The 16,403-nt window shown below is 70.0% G+C and carries 12 protein-coding genes and 2 pseudogenes; 4 read left to right on the top strand and 10 right to left on the bottom strand.

The features are described 5' to 3' along the window. Window positions 1–59 precede the first annotated feature (59 nt). The 5 genes and pseudogenes from ACGFYQ_RS07575 to ACGFYQ_RS07595 form a co-directional block, all read right to left on the bottom strand. Complete coding sequence (locus ACGFYQ_RS07575; RefSeq protein WP_393741006.1) at window positions 60–1,457, bottom strand: chloride channel protein; 1,398 nt, start codon at window positions 1,455–1,457, stop codon at window positions 60–62. Window positions 1,458–1,631: 174 nt separating this feature from the next. Then, window positions 1,632–2,600, bottom strand: a complete 969-nt coding sequence (locus ACGFYQ_RS07580; RefSeq protein WP_393741008.1) for a CinY protein — start codon at window positions 2,598–2,600, stop codon at window positions 1,632–1,634. A 241-nt stretch (window positions 2,601–2,841) separates the two neighbouring features. After that, a complete protein-coding gene (locus tag ACGFYQ_RS07585; RefSeq protein ID WP_393741010.1) occupies window positions 2,842–4,746 on the bottom strand; it encodes a glycoside hydrolase family 5 protein in 1,905 nt (634 codons plus the stop codon). Further along, window positions 4,743–5,765: a beta-galactosidase trimerization domain-containing protein gene (locus ACGFYQ_RS07590; protein WP_393741012.1), complete on the bottom strand. Its 1,023-nt coding sequence runs from the start codon at window positions 5,763–5,765 to the stop codon at window positions 4,743–4,745. The genes ACGFYQ_RS07585 and ACGFYQ_RS07590 overlap by 4 nt, the downstream gene beginning before the upstream one ends. After that, a pseudogene (locus tag ACGFYQ_RS07595) lies at window positions 5,714–5,824 on the bottom strand (beta-galactosidase); the annotation flags it as partial. The gene ACGFYQ_RS07590 and the pseudogene ACGFYQ_RS07595, both read right to left, overlap by 52 nt. Window positions 5,825–6,221: 397 nt before the next feature. Here ACGFYQ_RS07595 and ACGFYQ_RS07600 point away from each other — a divergent pair. Further along, the gene (locus tag ACGFYQ_RS07600) at window positions 6,222–6,581 is read left to right on the top strand and encodes a hypothetical protein (protein ID WP_393742105.1); all 360 of its coding nucleotides are present in this window, start codon (window positions 6,222–6,224) and stop codon (window positions 6,579–6,581) included. Window positions 6,582–6,724: 143 nt separating this feature from the next. Further along, entirely contained in the window at window positions 6,725–7,816 is a 1,092-nt protein-coding gene (locus tag ACGFYQ_RS07605) for a selina-4(15),7(11)-diene synthase (protein WP_393741014.1), read from the top strand. 145 nt (window positions 7,817–7,961) lie between these two features. Here the strand turns inward: ACGFYQ_RS07605 and ACGFYQ_RS07610 are convergent, their stop codons facing one another. Continuing rightward, window positions 7,962–9,290, bottom strand: coding sequence for a cytochrome P450 (locus ACGFYQ_RS07610; RefSeq protein ID WP_393741016.1), 1,329 nt, complete (start codon window positions 9,288–9,290; stop codon window positions 7,962–7,964). A gap of 583 nt (window positions 9,291–9,873) precedes the next feature. Here ACGFYQ_RS07610 and ACGFYQ_RS07615 point away from each other — a divergent pair. Next, window positions 9,874–11,163, top strand: a complete 1,290-nt coding sequence (locus ACGFYQ_RS07615; protein ID WP_393741018.1) for a cytochrome P450 — start codon at window positions 9,874–9,876, stop codon at window positions 11,161–11,163. 112 nt (window positions 11,164–11,275) lie between these two features. On the opposite strand, the gene ACGFYQ_RS07620 is transcribed toward ACGFYQ_RS07615, so the two are convergent. Together ACGFYQ_RS07620 and polX are read right to left on the bottom strand one after the other, a co-directional pair. Beyond that, window positions 11,276–12,508, bottom strand: a complete 1,233-nt coding sequence (locus ACGFYQ_RS07620; RefSeq protein WP_393741020.1) for a cytochrome P450 — start codon at window positions 12,506–12,508, stop codon at window positions 11,276–11,278. A gap of 76 nt (window positions 12,509–12,584) precedes the next feature. Continuing rightward, window positions 12,585–14,312 (bottom strand): DNA polymerase/3'-5' exonuclease PolX, encoded by a 1,728-nt coding sequence (gene polX, locus ACGFYQ_RS07625; RefSeq protein ID WP_393741022.1) that lies wholly within the window; start codon window positions 14,310–14,312, stop codon window positions 12,585–12,587. 94 nt (window positions 14,313–14,406) lie between these two features. Between polX and ACGFYQ_RS07630 the strand changes: the two genes are divergently transcribed. Then, the gene (locus ACGFYQ_RS07630; RefSeq protein ID WP_393741024.1) at window positions 14,407–15,528 is read left to right on the top strand and encodes a CapA family protein; all 1,122 of its coding nucleotides are present in this window, start codon (window positions 14,407–14,409) and stop codon (window positions 15,526–15,528) included. A 101-nt stretch (window positions 15,529–15,629) separates the two neighbouring features. On the opposite strand, the gene ACGFYQ_RS07635 is transcribed toward ACGFYQ_RS07630, so the two are convergent. Both ACGFYQ_RS07635 and ACGFYQ_RS07640 read right to left on the bottom strand, forming a co-directional pair. After that, entirely contained in the window at window positions 15,630–15,926 is a 297-nt protein-coding gene (locus tag ACGFYQ_RS07635) for an antibiotic biosynthesis monooxygenase (protein ID WP_393741026.1), read from the bottom strand. Between the two features lie 174 nt (window positions 15,927–16,100). Continuing rightward, window positions 16,101–16,403, bottom strand: a pseudogene (locus tag ACGFYQ_RS07640) (hypothetical protein); the annotation flags it as partial.

Raw genomic sequence — 16,403 nt, forward strand, 5'->3', positions numbered from 1 at the left:
GGCGCGCGCGGTCCGCGGCGCACCTCGGCGACCGCGCGGGAGGAGACGCGGCGGCGACCTCAGACGGAGCCGGGCGCGCCGGCGGCGGGGGGCGGTGCGGTCGGCGGTTCCGCGGGTTTACCCACTGGCGGAACGGGGGATCCGGGCGGCAGCAACTGGGTCGTCACGAAGGCCACGACGGCCGCGAGGATCACCACGGGGGTCATGGCGACGCTGCCGAGCACCAGGACGACGAGCACGATACTGCTGACCGGCAGCCGCAGGGCACTGGTCGTCGCGGCCGCCATGCCCGCGGCCATTCCCGGTACGACCCCCAGGCCCGGCAGGGGCGCGAGCAGCACACCCACCGCACAGCCCAGGAACAGCGACGGGAACACGGGGCCGCCTCGCAGGCTGCCCAGGCACAGGGCGTAGGCGACGCTCGTGCAGAGCACCACGGCGATCAGGGCCCCGATCCCCCAGGAATGCGGATCGGCGGCCATCTGGCTCAGCGTCCCCTGGCCGGAGGACGCCACGTTCGCGGGCGACCGGCCGGTGGTGAGCGCGTATACGGCGGCGCAGACGCCGGCTGCCAGGGCGCACAGGGTCGTATGGACGACGGGACGCTTCGCGACGAACCGCGCGGTCCGCCGCCCCCCTCGCATGATCAGGTGCATGACGATGCCGAGGGCCACTGCCATCGGGACCGACCAGAGCACATCCCCGGCGTCGAGCCGCGGAAGGGGAACGCCCACCTTCACGGAAAGGCTGGGCGCGTCGAAACCGGTCCAGCGGCCGAAGCCGGTGAACACGAGTGAGCCCACCCCGCTCGACAACAGCGCCGGCAGCATGACCGCGAACAGCTGAGGCCCGCCCACCCCGGCCACCTCGATGAGTAGAACCCCCGCGATCAGTGGGCTCCCGAAGATCACCGCGACCGCAGCCGCTGCTCCCGCCGCGCCCAGGAGGGCCGTGCTCTGGACGGTTGCCGGCACCCGTGCCAGGTCCCGGAAGAACAGCGCCAGGCCGCCGCCGAGGGCGATCAACGGGGCCTCCGGTCCGAGCGTGGCGCCGAGCGGAAGGCTGAGTACGGCGGCGAGGATCACGCCGGGCAGGGCTCTCGACGTGATGCCGCCCGTGTGCAGCCCCGAGGCGGGGATGTGGCCGCCGGCGCCGGGCAGGTGGGTGACCACGAGCCCGACGGCCGTGCCGGCCACGAGCAGCAACGGCAACGGCCACCACCACGGCGGGACGTCCCACCCCAGAGCCTCGGGCAGACCGCCCCACATCAGGTGCTCAAGCTCGTGGAGTGCGACCAGGAACCAGAACGCCGCCAGCGACACCGGAACACCGATGAGGGCGCAGAACACGAGCCCTTTGAGATAGCCGGGGCTGCGCAGCAGTTCACGCAGCCGGTCCGCCTCTTCGGGCTGTGTCCCCCCGCCAGGCCCCGCGGGGCTCGGATCCGACGCCGTCATGGGATGGTCCCGTCTCGGTTCTGTACGTCGTTTCGGGCAGGGCGTCCGGCCTTCTGGGCCGCGGGCCCGTCCAGCAGCCCGACGGCGCCGGACAGACCTCCAGGGGGCCATTGCAGCATCCGGCCGGAGGCTTCGCATGTGCGGACGGAACCGGATGGCGGCCGGCGGTTCCGTTCAGGGACAGCTGGACGCGGGGGTGTCATGGGTGAGCGCGCAGATCATCTGCTCACCACGCCTGTGGTCGGGGTAGGTCTCGATGAGCTCTGCCGTGAAGTCCTTCCACTGACGGGCTATGTCCTGGGCGGCAAGCTCGGAAGCCCGCTGGAAGTTGCCGTTCCTCGAACGCTCGGAGGCTTCGGTGTCCTTGTTGAGGGTGCCGTTGTGCTTGATGCGTCCGGCGCAGTCGGTGGGCTTGTAACCGGTCGAATCGAAGTCGGGGTAGCAGCCGGTGGCCAGGTCCTCGGGGATCAGGCCGGCGGCTTCCCGGGTCCACTCGGCGTCGTCCATGGAGCTGTAGCGACGGATGTCGAGGAACGGCGCGATGGTGGTGCGGTTCAGGCCGGGCGGATTGGTGGTGCCGATCGGAACGGCGTCGTCGGCCTTGTCGGACCAGTTGCCGTGCGAGTAGAAGTCCTCGATGGCGTGCCAGTCACGGCCGAGCTGTTCCAGGACGTTGCACTTGGCGCGTTCCGGCCTCCCGTTCCACGCGCAGGGAGAGGTCAGGTCGCTCTGGCGCGCGATGACCTTGCCGTGGGCGTCCACCAACCCGTCGGCGTCATGGACGGCGGCCCGCAGGCGGGCGACGGAGCCGCGGATGCAGGCGAGCAGTTCGGTGGTCGCCTGGTCGCGGGTACGCGGGTACGCGGACCCGTACCGCGGGGCGAGGTGGTCGGCGTTGTCACAGTGCAGGATGCCGAGGTCGAAGTAGTCGCCCTGATCGTTGGCCACGATTGCCCCGTCGCGGGAGTCGGCCATCGCCGACAACGACCCGGGCTCCCAGCTCAGGGCGGCGCGCGTGATCTTCTCATGATTGCCGCCGCTGAACGCCCGCGCCGGACCCGGCAGCAGCGCGATCAGACATGCCCCGCAGGCGAGCGCTGTAGCGGGCAGGCGGCGCAGGACACGCGAGGAGGCGTGCGACACGAGACCTCCCGAAAGCGTCAGGTGCGATGGACACGTTCCCTCCCCCCACCATCGCAGCCGGGAAAATCCCGCGCGAGCCGAATCAGGGGCTTCGACAAGGGTGCGACACGGCCCGGCCGGGCCGGATGGTGACGGACGAGGCTGCTCGTCCCGCCACCACCCGTTACGAGGGACATCCCGACCGTCACCCGGCCGCGGTCAGCACCGGCGCCGTCAGGTGCCGGCGGTCAGGCGCCGGCCGTCACAGCTTGCGGCACAGCAGGGCGTCCGGTGTCTTGCCCTTGGCCCAGGCTCCGGTGAAGGCGACACCCGCGGCGTACTCGTCCGTTCCGCACTGCCCCTTGTAGGTGCCGTACGCGAACTCTCCCCCGGGGCCTCCGGCCGACCGGTTGTCACCCCGGTCGAACCAGACGGTCCGGCCGTTCGTCCCGAGGGGCCTGCCCGCCTGGGCGCACAGGACCGCCGAGACCGCCTGGCCCCGTACGCTGTAGCCGATCATGAACTGGCCCGGCCCGCACTGGTACTTGGTGTAGCCGCTCGCCCAATCGCCCTGCTGTACGTGGCGTTCGTCGGTCACCACGGTCGGCGCCGGACCGGTGGCTGCCAGACCGGCGGCCCCGGAATCGGTGCACAGCCCGCGCCCGTCACGGTGCGCGAGGCCGACGAGCCGCTGTCCGTCGGGGCACGCCCCCTTGCGGGCTCCCGCGTCCCAGTCCCCGAGCGTCCGTGCGCGTGCCGACTGGACCGCGTCCGCGTGGTCGAGGTTGAGCATGTCCCAGGTGTCGGAGACGGCGACCTGGCCGCTCTTCTGCGGCGAGGTGACCAGCCGGTTCCACTCGGCGGCGCGCCAGTCGCCGCCGTCCAGGATGCCGGAACGGCGGCCCGTAGCATCGTAGTTGAGGATCGACCACGTGCCGTGTCCGGCCCATCCGACCAGGGGCCAGTAGGCGAAATCGGTGTCATTGGCGATCAGGTAGTCCACGAGATTGCCGAACCAGGCGCGTGCCTGCGCGTTGGTCTCGTCGCTGCCGATGCCGAACTCGCTGATCCACAGGGGTGCGGTGAAGTGGCGGCCGGTTTCGGAGGTGACGTAGAACGCCTGGCGCTGCAGGGTCGCGAACAGCTCTTCGCGGGAGAGTTCCTGGTAGCGCGGGTCGTGGGTCTCGCCCATGCCGGTCGCGCCGGTGTGGTTCGGCCCGGTGTAGCCGTAGAAGTGCGCCGCGTACACCAGCTTGTTCGAGGCGACGAGGGTGTGCGAGAGGGTACGTACCGGTTCGAGTGTGGGACGCCCGTGAGGCAGCCCGTCGGCCGGTATGCCTTGCCAGTTGATCCCTTCGACGATCACCAGCAGGTCGGGGTTGGCCTCGGTGAGGAGCCGGTCGCCGAGCCGCTGGGAGGCGGCCCACCAGTCGTGGTCGTTGCCCCAGTTCCAGTTGGCGTCGTCGGTGACGGTGCGGCGGACCTCGTTGTAGAGGTCGGCGCCGACGACGCGCTTGTTGTCCTTGTAGCGGCGGGCGAGGGTGATCCAGTCGCTCTCCCACTGCGCGGTGGACTGGCTGGTGTTCCAGCGTTCGTTGCCGTCCAGACCGCAGCAGAAGCGTGAGGTGTTGGTGTGGTTGTTGAGGATCACCGCGAAGCCCTCGGCCGTGGTGGCGGCGATGACGGCGTCGAAGACCTGGAGCGGGGTCTTGCCGCGCAGTTGGGGGTTGGCGGCAACCGAGGCGTCGGAGACCGGGCGCTGGTCGTGCAGCATCTCGTTCGAGAACGGCAGCCGGATGCTGTTGATGCCGAGGTCGTGGAAGCCGGCGAGGATCCGCGGGATCGGCGCGCGGTCCAGGCCGAGCGGCATCTGGTCGGCCTTCTCACCGTCGTGGTGGCCGGCCGGGTCGTTGATGTCGCCGGAGCCGCTCCACGATCCCTGAGCCCCTTGCCAGTTCGCGGACTTGAGCTTGAAGCGGTTGCCGTCGGCATCGACGACGTAGCGGCCCCGGGTGCTGAGGGGCGCACGCCAGGAGTCGGACAGGACGGCCGGTGTGCCGGCCGTCGCCGGAGCATCGGTCGTCGTGGACGCGCCGGCCGGGAAGGCGCCGAGCGCTCCGAGCAGGAGCGCCGCGGCGACCATCGCCGGTAGCAGGGGTCTTCTCACAGTGCCCTCCGAGGGCTGGGGGTGGACGTGAGCACGGAGCCGAGGACGGCGACGCCCCGCGGCTCGAGGGCCACGTGGCGGACGAGAGGCCTTCGATCGTCGAGAAGGTCTCGGCGGTCGGCCGGCAATGTCACCTCATGGGTGTCGTCGGTGTGGTTGAGCAGGATGAGGACGTCGTGATCCGCGCCGTGCCGGATCGTCGCCTGGACACCGGTGTGCAGGCCGGGCAGAACGGGGGCGACGCCCGCGTCGGCGAGCGAGCGGTCGACGACGGCTCGCATCGCGACGGGATCGGGGCGGGTCGCGAGGTAGCGGGCAGTCCCCGCGCCATGGGTGTGCACCGTGACCGCGGGGCGGTCGTCGTCCCAGTCGGGTCCGGCGAAGAAGAGTTCGGCGCGGGCGCCGGTGAGCTTCACGTCCTCGCGCCACAGGGACGCCGGCGCGGGGGCGGGCTCCGGGGCGTCTCCGGCCGGGGCGCGGAGCGGAACCGCCTCGTCCACGGCGGCCGGCCAGAACTCCTCGACGCGTACGCCCAGTACGTCGCCCATCGGAGCGGGACAGCCGCCCGTGTGCACGCGGTCGTGCTCGTCGACGATCCCGGTGAAGAACGAGGCGAGGAGGGATCCCCCGTCCGCCACGAACGCGCGTATCCGTTCCGCGTTCTCGGCCGACAGCAGGTAATGGCCGGGCAGCACGAGCAGCTTGTACGGCGAGAGGTCCGCGGAGGGGTGTACGACATCGATGCCGACGCCCGCTTCGAACAGGGGGAGTAGTGGTCGAGGACGCGGTCGAGGCAGCGCACGCCGTCCGAGGGATGCGAGTCGAGTTCGAGCGCCCACCAGTTGTCCCAGCCGAACAGGAGCGCGACCTCGTTGCGGATGCGCGTGCCGGCCAGTTCGGGCACCAGGGCCAGTTCGCGGCCCAGCTCCCGTACCTCGGCGTGCACCCGGGTCTCGGCCCCCGCATGCGGGACCATGCCGGAGTGAAACTTCTCCGCACCGCCACGGGACTGCCGCCATTGGAAGTACATGACGGCGTCCGCACCCTGCGCGACGGCCTGCCAGCTCCACAGACGCATCCGGCCGGGACGCTTGCCCCCGTTGCGGCCCCGCCATTTGACGGCGGACGGGGCTTACCCCTGCCATGGCCGCGACGTCCGCCATCGACGGAGGCCTGGGGCGATCCGCAGCCGGGGAGCGGGGCTTGCGTGGCCGCTGCCCATCCTTCGCCATGGTGCTGTTCCTCTCGCACGGTGATGCCCAGGCATCTTCCTGGCCCGCATCACGTTTGCGCGAACATGCAGAGTTGGTCAACCGTCGACCGAGTCCCTTCGGCCGACCCAGTAGACCTTCCGCCACCTTTCGCACGCTCCAAATCCCTTGGAATTCAAGGTAACTGACGAAGCGACAGGAGCGTCGGCCAAAACCCTTGACACTCGGCCGAGCGCTGTCGACACGCTTCCGAACCGCGCCACCATGTTGGCGCGAACACGCATCGGAGGTCTTACCCGTGAAACGCGGCGCCGTTCGGCGCAACCTCACCGCCCACGCGTTCCTCCTGCCCTTCCTCTGCGTTTTCGTCATCGGTCGCTACGCCCAGATCGCCGCACTGTTCCTGTCACCGACCAGTTCCTGCTGGGCGACGGCCTGATGGTGGCTCCGGTGGTGACCAAGGGCGCGGACGGGCGTGAGGTCCTCATCCCGCCGGGCACGTGGCTCGCCGACGACGGCCGGTCGTACGTCGGCCCGGCACACGTATGGATCGACGCGCCTCTGGCCCGGCTGCCGTATCTGCGGAAGTCCTGCCGTCCGGAGCAGCCGATCAAGACCCTGTAACGGTGAGATTGTCCTATTGGATCAATCGCTACGACTGCTTACTATGCGCCATAGTCGATCACCCGAAGGTGCGAGTGGTCTCCGGTTCCGCATCCGTCCGCGGCCGTCGCAGAGGCGTCCTGCACCATGTTGAGAGGGAGGCCATGGGGCCTGACCTGGTTGTCCCGCCGCTCTTCTCCCCCATCCCGCCTGCGATTCATCCGCGCCACGCCGAGATCGATGTCCAGACCTCGGCGTGGGCAGAAACGTTTCGCATCGGGTCCGAGGAGCTGCGCAGCCGCCTGGTGCGGCAGGACATCGGAAACTTCGCGGCGCGGATCCTTCCGGAGGGCCGCGAGGGGGTCGTCTCGCTCCTGGCGGACTTCGTGCTCTGGCTGTTCGGCGTCGATGACGGGCATTGCGAGGAGGGGGAACTGGGCCACCGTCCGGGAGACTTGGCGGGTACTCTCTCGCGTCTGCTGCGCGTCGCGCAGACCCCGCAGGCCCCGATGCTGCTGGACGACCCGCTCGCAGCGGGGCTGCGCGACCTGCGGTACAGAGTCGCCCGGTACGGCACGGTGGGGCAGACCGCCCGCTGGGTGGAAGCGCTGCGGGAGTACTTCCTGTCAGTGGTCTGGGAGGCGTCCCACCGCAGCAGGGGCACTGTGCCCGATCTCAACGACTACACCTTGATGCGGCTCTGCTCCGGCGCGACCACGGTGGTACTGCCGATGCTGGAGATGGGCGGGGGCTACGAACTGCAACCCTCCGAACGGGACAGCACGCACGTACGGGCTGTGGCGGAGTTGGGGTCGTTCATCATCACCTGGGACAACGACATCTTCTCGTACCACAAGGAGTGCACCGGAGAGGGCTACTACCTCAACGTCCTGCGGGTACTGGAGGAAGAGCAGGGGCTCAGCACCGGCCAGGCACTCGCTACGGCGATTTCCCAGCGGGACCGTGCCATGTGCCTGTTCATGCGGCTGAGCGCCAGCCTGTCGGAGCACGGCAGCCCCCAGCTGCGCCAGTACCTGTACAGCCTCGCCTCCTACATCAGGGCAGCTCAGGACTGGGGTATCAGCTCCGTGCGCTACAGCTCGCCCGACCACCCGGCAGGGATCCCCTCCACGTTCCGCGACACGCCCACCGACCCCCGCCACGAACCGCTCGGCATCGCCGCGGTCGACTGGTGGTGGGATCTCCTCCCGGAGTCCGCGCCCCGGGTCGGCATACCGGCCCTACAGAACGCGTAGAAGGGCTACCGGCCGGCTCGGGTCGCCTCGGCTTCCGATGGAGGAGGCGTCTTGGACCGAACCGGCCACAGCGGTCGGCTCCGGCGGGCGAGGCAGCCTTCCCGGGGCAGGTTCCCGCCGCGCACCCGGGCCCGTGCCCGCCGCGTCAGCGCCGGCGGGATTCGACCGTCATCGGGATGCGGTCGGCACGCGCCACCGCGGAGGGGATCTCCTTGGGCGTGTGGCCCGGAACCGGCCTCAGCTGCCATCGGGCGAGCACTGTCGCGATGGCCATCGTCGCTTCCGTCCAGATGAAGGTGTCGCCGATGCACTTGCGGTTGCCCGCACCGAACGGGACGTACGCCTCGCGTCCGAGCGCGGCAGCGGCCTGTCGCTGCGGAAGCCAGCGGTCGGGGTCGAAGCTGTCGGGGTCCGTGTAGAGATCCGGGTCCCGGTGGATGGCGTAGAGACTGAATGCCACCTCCGTTCCGGCAGGGAGGGTGTGGCCGCCCAGCTCGACCGGTGCCGTGGTGCGGCGCATGAGCAGAGTCACGCCGTGCAGCCGGATCACCTCGTCGAGGACCCGCCGGAGGTGCCCGAGGCGAGGGACGTCCGAGATGGTGACCGGCCGGTCGCCGACGACATCCTGGATCTCCGCGACCACCTGCTTCTCGATCTCGGGATGGGCGGCCAGCTCGTGGAAGGTCCAGGCGAGTGTCGCCGCGGTCGTCTCGGCTCCCGCGAACAGGATGGTGCTGAGCTCGTCCCGGACCTCGGCATCGGAGAGGCGCTCGCCGCTCTCGGTGTCCTGAGCGCGCAGCAGCAGCGAAAGGAGGTCGTCGCGGTCGGTGTGCCCGGAGAGCCGAGCGCTGAGGATGACCTCGTCGATGACCCGGCGCAGGTTCGCCGATGCCGCGTCGAAGTCACGGTTGGCGCGGATGGGGAGCCGGTCCAGGAACTTCGGGGAGGCCGCGCGTACCAACAGGTTCTTCAGCAGGACGGGCAGGTTCTTGCGTACGGCTTCCACCGCGGGCAGCCCGATGTCCGCGGAGAACAGTGTCGCCGCCAGGGTTTCGATGGCGTATTCCGCCATCGCCTCTTCCAGGTCCACCTCTTGTCCTGGAGTCCAGGAGTCGGCGAGCGCCAGGGCGTTGCGGCTCATGGTGGCGGAGTACCCGGCGATGCGGTCCTTGGAGAACATCGGCTGGATCAGATGGCGATGCTTGCGGTGTATCTCACCGTCGGAATTGGCCAGGCCGTTCCCCGCCAGTGGCCGCAGCCGGTCGAAGAAGCGGCCCTTCTCGAAGTCGCGCGCCTTTGTCACCGTCACTTCGCGCACCAGGGACGCCGAAGTGGCGACGTACATCGGCATCGTGCCGAGGTCGACGCGGACCAGGTCCCCGTGCTGCCGCAGGGACGTGAGGAAGCCGAAAGGATCGCGCCACAGGCTCAGGGCGTGCCCAAGCAGCGGCACCGCCCCGGGTGCGCGTGGCACCGACCGCAACTCAACGTCTGACACTCTGAGTTCCTCTCCAGCTGGGTGTACTTGATCAGGTAACTGCAGCACACCGCACATCCGCGAACTCGTCCGGGGTTCCTCCCGCCCGGCCGCTCGGGCCAGGGGACACGTCCCGCTGCCGACGGTGGAGTTGGAGCCCGGACCACGCTACTGAGCGGACGGCACCCCCCGTTATGCTGCGTGTCGCTGCTGTGACGCCACTCCGTCCGCGAGAGCACATCTCACGCAGGTGTGGCGATTCCCGGTCCCCCGTGGCGCTCATCGGCGACAGAGCCCTACAGGGCGTGCGATCCGGCATCGTGGGCGCATCGGCCGACCGGTGGTGCTGCCGCCGATCCGGCCGAGCCCAGGTCTGGGCCAGCAGTGCCCGACGTACTTCCCGCTCGCTCTTCACGCCGCTGCTTTCGGAGGATTCGTGACCACCCCGTACCCAGACGCAACCGGTACCCCGACCGCTTCGGTACCGCCTCCGGGATGCCCCGCGCACGCGCAGGGAGGCGCCCGGTCCGACGCCGTGCAGCGGCTGTACGGGCCGGAGGCGGAAGGCTCGCCCTACGCCATGTACCGAGACCTCCGCCAGAAGCACGGACCGGTGGCACCCGTACTCCTGCAGAGCGACGTGCCGGCCTGGCTGGTCCTGGGGCACCGGGAGAACCTGGAGGTGATGCGCAACTCCAAGCTGTTCTCCAACGACTCGCGCATATGGAACATCACGCTCGACCCGAGCTCTCCGCTGCTTCCGGTCACCGCCTGGCAGCCGCTGCTGGTCTTCGCCGACGGCAGCGAGCACGCGCGGCTGCGCGCCGCGATCACCGACAGCCTGGGCCGCTTCCGCCGTCGCGGAATCCGGGGCTACGTCGTCCGCTATACGGAGCAGCTGATCGGAGAATTCGCAGGCAGCGGCAAGGCCGACCTCGTGGCCGACTTCTCCGAGAAACTTCCGGCCCTGGTCGTGGCGCGTCTCTACGGGGTCCCCGAGGTGAATGCGCTCGCAGTGGGTGCGGCCGTACGGGACATGGTCAAGGGGACGGCGACGGCTCTTGAGAGCAACACCTTCGTCGTGGGCATCCTGACGGAGCTGGTGAAGCAGAAGAAGGACAGCCCCGGTGAGGACTTCGCCAGCTGGCTGCTGAGCCACGAGTCGGGACTCAGCGACGACGAGGTGATGGAGCACTTGCGGCACGCCCTGGTGGCCGCCATCGAGAACACCAGCAACCTGGTCGCCAACACCCTGAAGATGGTGCTGACCGACCACCGCTTCCGTGCGAGCCTGTCCGGCGGCTCCATGACGCTGCCGGACGCGCTCGACCAGGTCTTCTGGGACGCCCCACCGCTCGCCCGGGTGCCGACCCGGTGGGCGACCGCCGACACCCAGCTCGGGTCCCAGCAGATCCGGGCCGGTGACCTGGTGATACTGGACCTGGCCGCCGGGAACGTCGACCCCGAGATCCGGCCGGATCTGGCCACGCCCGTGCACGGCAACCGCTCGCACCTCGCCTTCAGCAGCGGACCCCACGAATGCCCGGGCGAGGACATCGGTCGTGCGATCGCGGACACGGGGATCGACACCCTGCTCGCGCGGCTGCCCGACATCCAGCTCGTCGGGCATGAGGACGAACTGCGCGTGACCACCTCGCTGATCTCCAGCCGCCTCGACAACCTTCCCGTTGCATTCGCTCCCCGCCGCGCCGGGAGCAGCGGCGACGCCGAGGCGGCCGCCACGGGCAAGGCCGGCCGCGCGGCCCCCGCGGGTCAGCCGAGCCCGGCCGGCCCCGTGCCGCCCGCGGCAGTCGTCAACGGCACGGCGCGCCGGCCCTGGTGGCGCCGCCTCCTCTCCGGCCGCCGATAGCGACACGGCACGGCAGAAGGCCCGGCCCGGGCCACCCGGAGACGGAAGGCGGCACCACCGGTCGTACCGGTGGTGCCGCCTTCTGCTCACGGCCTGCTCGTCGCTGAAGCCGCTACACGGTTCCGCCCTGGAGCAGGACCGGCAGCGCCTCGAACCCCTGGAGCGGGATGGACCGCATGGTGGTGAGGTCGTCGGTGGCGAGCGCGAGGTGGGGGAAGCGGGTGAACAACGCCCCGAGTGCCACTTCCGCTTCGAGCTTGGCCAGGGTCGCGCCGATGCAGTAGTGCGCGCCGTGACCGAACGCCAGGTGCTGGCGGGATGAACGGTCCAGGTCGAAGCGGTCCGCGTTCTCGTGTACCTCCGGATCCCGGCCGGCGGCGAAGAGTGCGGCGATGACCGGCTCCCCCTTCGCGATGGTCACTCCGCCGATCTCGACGTTCTCGGTGGCGTACCTCATGAGGGCGTAGCGAACGGGCGACGAGTGGCGCAGTCCTTCGTCGACGACGTCCGACCAGGTGTGGGTGCCCGCACGGACCGCGGCCACCTGCGACGGGTCGCTCAGGAGGCTGTGCACGGTGTTGGTGATGAGGATGACGGTCGTTTCCTGCCCGGCGATCAACAGCAGGAACATCGTCTGGACCAGCTCTTCGTCACTGAGCCTGTCCTCGTCCTCGTCACGCGCCCGGATCAGTTCGGTGGCGAGGTCAGCGCCGGGGTTCTCGCGTTTCAGAGCGATCAGTTGCGTGAGTTCACCGGCGATCGTCATCTGCGCCGCCAGGATTCCGCCCTGGTCGGACTCCAGCGGCTGAGGTGTCACCAACCGGTCGAACGCGTCGCGCAGCTTGGCGACCGCCGTAGCGGGTACGCCGAGGACCTCGCAGATGACCTGCATCGGCAGTTGCCACGCGAACTCTTCGCGCAGATCCACCGCGTCCGTGCCGGCGCTCTCAAGCCGATCGAGCAGGGCGTGTGCGATGTCCTCGATACGAGGTCTCATGGCCTCGATGGACGTGCGCCGGAAGGCGGCGCTGACCAGGCCTCGCAGTCTCGCGTGAGCCTCGCCGCCCGCGTGGAGCATCCCGGCGCCCTGGACGAGCGCGCCGAGTTCCCAGTCGTCCGGTATGCGACCGTCCGTCAGAGCGGGCCAGTGGGCGGGGTCTTTGGTCAGGTGAGCGTGTCCGAGTACCTGCTTCGCGGTCTTGTGGTCGAGGGCGGCCACCGCCGTCACCCCGCCGGGCAGCAGTACGTTCTGGACCGGGCACCCCTGCTTGAGGAGCGCGGCCGCTTCGACAGCGGGGTCGGCAGCCGGGTCGAGCGGGAAGGGAACGGAATCGGGTTGTTCCACAAGGCACTCCATCGATAGGTCGGCACATCGCGTGGCGAGTGATCCAATTGTGCCCGCGAGATGTCGGCGACCTCCGTCAGGTGCCCTTCCCGCTCAGAAACCGTCGCAGCTTCGTCAGCGGCCACGCGTTGATGACGTCGTCCTTGGTCAACCAGCCGCGCTGCGCCGTGCCCACCCCGTAGCACATGTACGGCAGATGCGTGGTGGCGTGCGCGTCGGAGTTCACCGCGAACTTCACGCCGTACCGCTTCGCGCTCAGGACGTCCTCGTCGCACAGGTCGAGCCGCTCGGGATGCGCGTTGATCTCCAGAGCGGTGCCGGTCCGCGCGCAGGCCTCGAAGACCGCGTCGAAGTCGGCGTCGATGCCCGGGCGTTTGCCGATCCGGCGGGTCGTGGGATGGCCGATGACGGCGACGTTCGGGTTCTCGCAGGCGCGTATGAGGCGGCGGGTGAGTTCCTGCCTGCTCTGGTCGAAGTGGGAGTGGATGGAGGCCACGCAGATGTCGAAGTCCGCGAGGAACTCGTCGGGCCAGTCCAGGGAGCCGTCGGGGCCGATGTTGAGTTCCGTGCCGTGCAGCAGCCGCATCTTGTGGTGCGCGCCGTCGAGTGCGCGTACCCGCTCGCGCTGGGCGAGGATCTTCTCGCTGGTCATGCGCTGCATGGAGAGGTTCGGGGCGTGGTCGGTGACCGCGTAGTACGCGTAGCCGCGGGCGGCAGCGGCGGCGATCATGTCCTCCAGAGGGGCCAGCCCGTCGGTGAGGTCGGTGTGGGTGTGCAGATCGCCCCGGATGTCCTTCTCCGTCAGGAGGTCGGGGAGTTCACCGCGCAGCCCGGCCGCGATCTCGCCGCGGTCCTCGCGCAGCGTCGGCGGTATCCAGGGCAGTCCGAGCCTGGCGTAGATCGCCTCTTCCGTCTCGGAGGTGACGCTCTCCCCGCTCTCGGCGTCGAAGAGCCCGTACTCGGAGAGCTTGAGGCCTTGGCGCACCGCGAGTTCGCGGGTGCGGATGTTGTGTGCCTTGGAGCCGGTGAAGTACTGCAGCCCCGCACCCCAGGAGGCCGGGGGAAGGACCCGTAGATCGACCTGGAGGCCTGTGACGGTCCGTACGGAGGTCTTCTTCGCCCCGTGTGCGATGACCTCGGCCGTGTGCGGGAGGGCGGTGAGGGCGTCCATGAACGGAGCCGACCGGCGGGCCGCCACCAGGATGTCGACATCGCCGATGGTCTCCTTCATGCGGCGCAGGGAGCCCGCGTACGTGCACCGTACGCAGCCGCGGATGTCCGACAGTTCGGCGACGAGCTGCTCGGCGACGTCCATGGCCGCGCTGACGAGGATCCGGCCCTCACCGGCCTTCTGCAGTACCGAGATGCCGTGCAGGATGTTGTCCTCGGTCCGCTCGCCGAAGCCCTTCAGGTCACGCAGCCGCTCCTGGTGGATGGCGTCGAGCAGCTGGTCGACGGAGGTGATGCCCAGCTCTTCGTACAGCAGCATGGCCTTGCGGGGCCCCAGCCCCGGAATCGTGATCAGCTCGCGCACGCCGGCCGGCACGAAGCTCCTGGCCTCGTCGACGACGGACATGCGGCCGGTCCGCAGGTACTCGAGGATCTTGTCGGCGACCGACTTGCCGACGTTCGGGATCTCGCACAGCTCCTTGGCGTCGAGTGTCGAGACATCCTCCGGGTAGCCCCCGACGGCGCGAGCGGCCTTCTCGTAGGCGCGCGCCTTGAAGGCCTCCCCGCCCCGGATCGCGATGAGGTCCGCGTACTCCTGGAGCAGCGCCTCGACCTGGTCGTTGGCTCGGGCCATGCCTCCAGGGTGCCCCGCGGGCGCCGGGCGGGCACGCGGGCGCCGGCGTGGGGAGCCCGGCGTCACCGGAGCGACACCGCCTTAGCCTGGAGAGATGGGCGGTGAACTCGTGACGCTGTTCCTCGCCGGAGACGTGATGCTCGGCCGCGGCGTCGACCAGATCCTTCCGCACCCCGGTGACCCGGCCCTGCCGGAGGCGTACGTCACCGATGCCCGCACGTACGTCGAGCTGGCGGAGACGGCGAACGGCACGGTTCCGCGTCGGGCGCCCTTCTCCTGGCCCTGGGGAGAGGCGCTGGGCCTTCTCGACGCGGCCGCGCCCGACGCCCGGATCCTCAACCTGGAGACGTCCGTCACCCGGAGTGACGACATCGCCCCCGGCAAGGGGGTCCACTACCGGATGCATCCCGCCAACCTGCCCTGCCTGGAAGCCGCCCGACCCGACGTCTGCGTCCTCGCCAACAATCACGTCCTGGACTACGGCCGTCACGGGCTGGCCGAGACCCTCGACTCGCTCGCCGCCGCGGGACTGCGGACGGCGGGAGCGGGCCGTGACCTCGACGAGGCGCGGCGGCCCGCGGTTCTCTCCCTCTCCGGGAACCGCCGCCTGCTGGTCTTCTCCCTGGGTACGGCGTCGAGCGGTGTCCCCCACTCCTGGGCGGCCACCGCGGGCCGGAGCGGGATCGACTTCGTCGACGAGGCCTCGGATGCGGATGCGGCCGAGGTGGCCGGCCGGATCCGGCGGGCGAAACGATCCGGCGACCTCGTGGTCGTCTCGATCCATTGGGGTTCCAACTGGGGCTACGCCGTCCCACGCGATCAGATTCGCTTCGCGCACGCGCTCGTCGACGGCGGCGCGGACGTCGTGCACGGGCACTCCTCGCACCATCCGCGCCCGTTCGAGGTGTACCGGGGGCATCCGGTCCTCTACGGCTGCGGCGACCTGATCGACGACTACGAGGGCATCGGCGGCCACGAGCACTACCGGGACGATCTGAGGCTGCTGCACTTCATCTCACTGGAGCCGGACACCGGCCGGCTCGACCACGCCCGCCTCATCCCGCTGCAGGCCCACCGGATGCGCCTGCGGCACGCTTCACGCGAGGACTGCGACTGGCTCCACGAGGTTCTCGCCCGCACCAGCCGCGCTTTCGGCACCGACCTCACCCGCGACCCGGAGGGCACCCTCACGGTCCACCCGCCGCGAGGATCCTGACGCCGGGCCGCACGGCGGCGGTCATGGAGGCGCGGGAGTCCCCGGTCGCCTGTTCCCGGCGCCTGGTGGTCGACAGCGCGCGGGCCGGATGCCGGCCCGGGTCACCGTGCGGGAAGGGTGAGCTCGCCTCCGCGGTAGAAGCTCTCCCGCTCCTCGACGACGTAGGGGGCCATGACCTCTCGCCGCTGCTTCTCCGCGTCGGAGGAGCGCCACGCGTCGCACGCCTGCCTGGAGTCCCAGAGGGACACTCCGGTGATCTCCTGCCCGTCCTCGGACCAGTACGCATACGCGCGGCGCATGCCTTCGGGGACGGAACCCGGGCGCCACGCCCTCTCGAACTCCTCCAAGGTGCCCGCCCTGATGCGGCGGGTGGTCACCCAGACACAGTGCTCCTCCATGGCAGCCTCCTCAGGAGCGGGGTTCGGCCCGCCCCGCCTCTTTGACCACCGTAGGTCCGCGGAGCTGCTTCCGCCTCCGAGCCGGCCGCTCCCGTACTGCGTCGCGGGCGGCGGCCACCAACGTCCCCGGCTACCTCTGCCACCCCGGGAGCCCGGCCCGGATGAGTTCCGTGGTCAATCCCCGGAATCCTGGCCCGAGCCGTTGCCCTGCTCCTGGCCGGTGCCGTTGCCCGTTCCGTTGCCGTGCTCCTGGCCCGTGCCGTTGCCCGTGCCCTCGCCCGGCTTGTCGACGGGCTTGTCGACGGGCTTGTCGACGGGCTTGTCGACGGGCTTGTCGACGGGCTTGTCGACGGGCTTGTCGGGCTTGTCGCCCGTGTTCTGGTTCGGCTTGACGTCCGTGTTCTCGTTCGGCTTGACCGGCTTGACGGGCTTGTCGACCGTGCCCTCCTCCGGCTCCTTGACCGTGTTGTCGGGCTT

This window comes from Streptomyces sp. NPDC048258, from assembly GCF_043201995.1.
GTDB lineage: Bacteria > Actinomycetota > Actinomycetes > Streptomycetales > Streptomycetaceae > Streptomyces.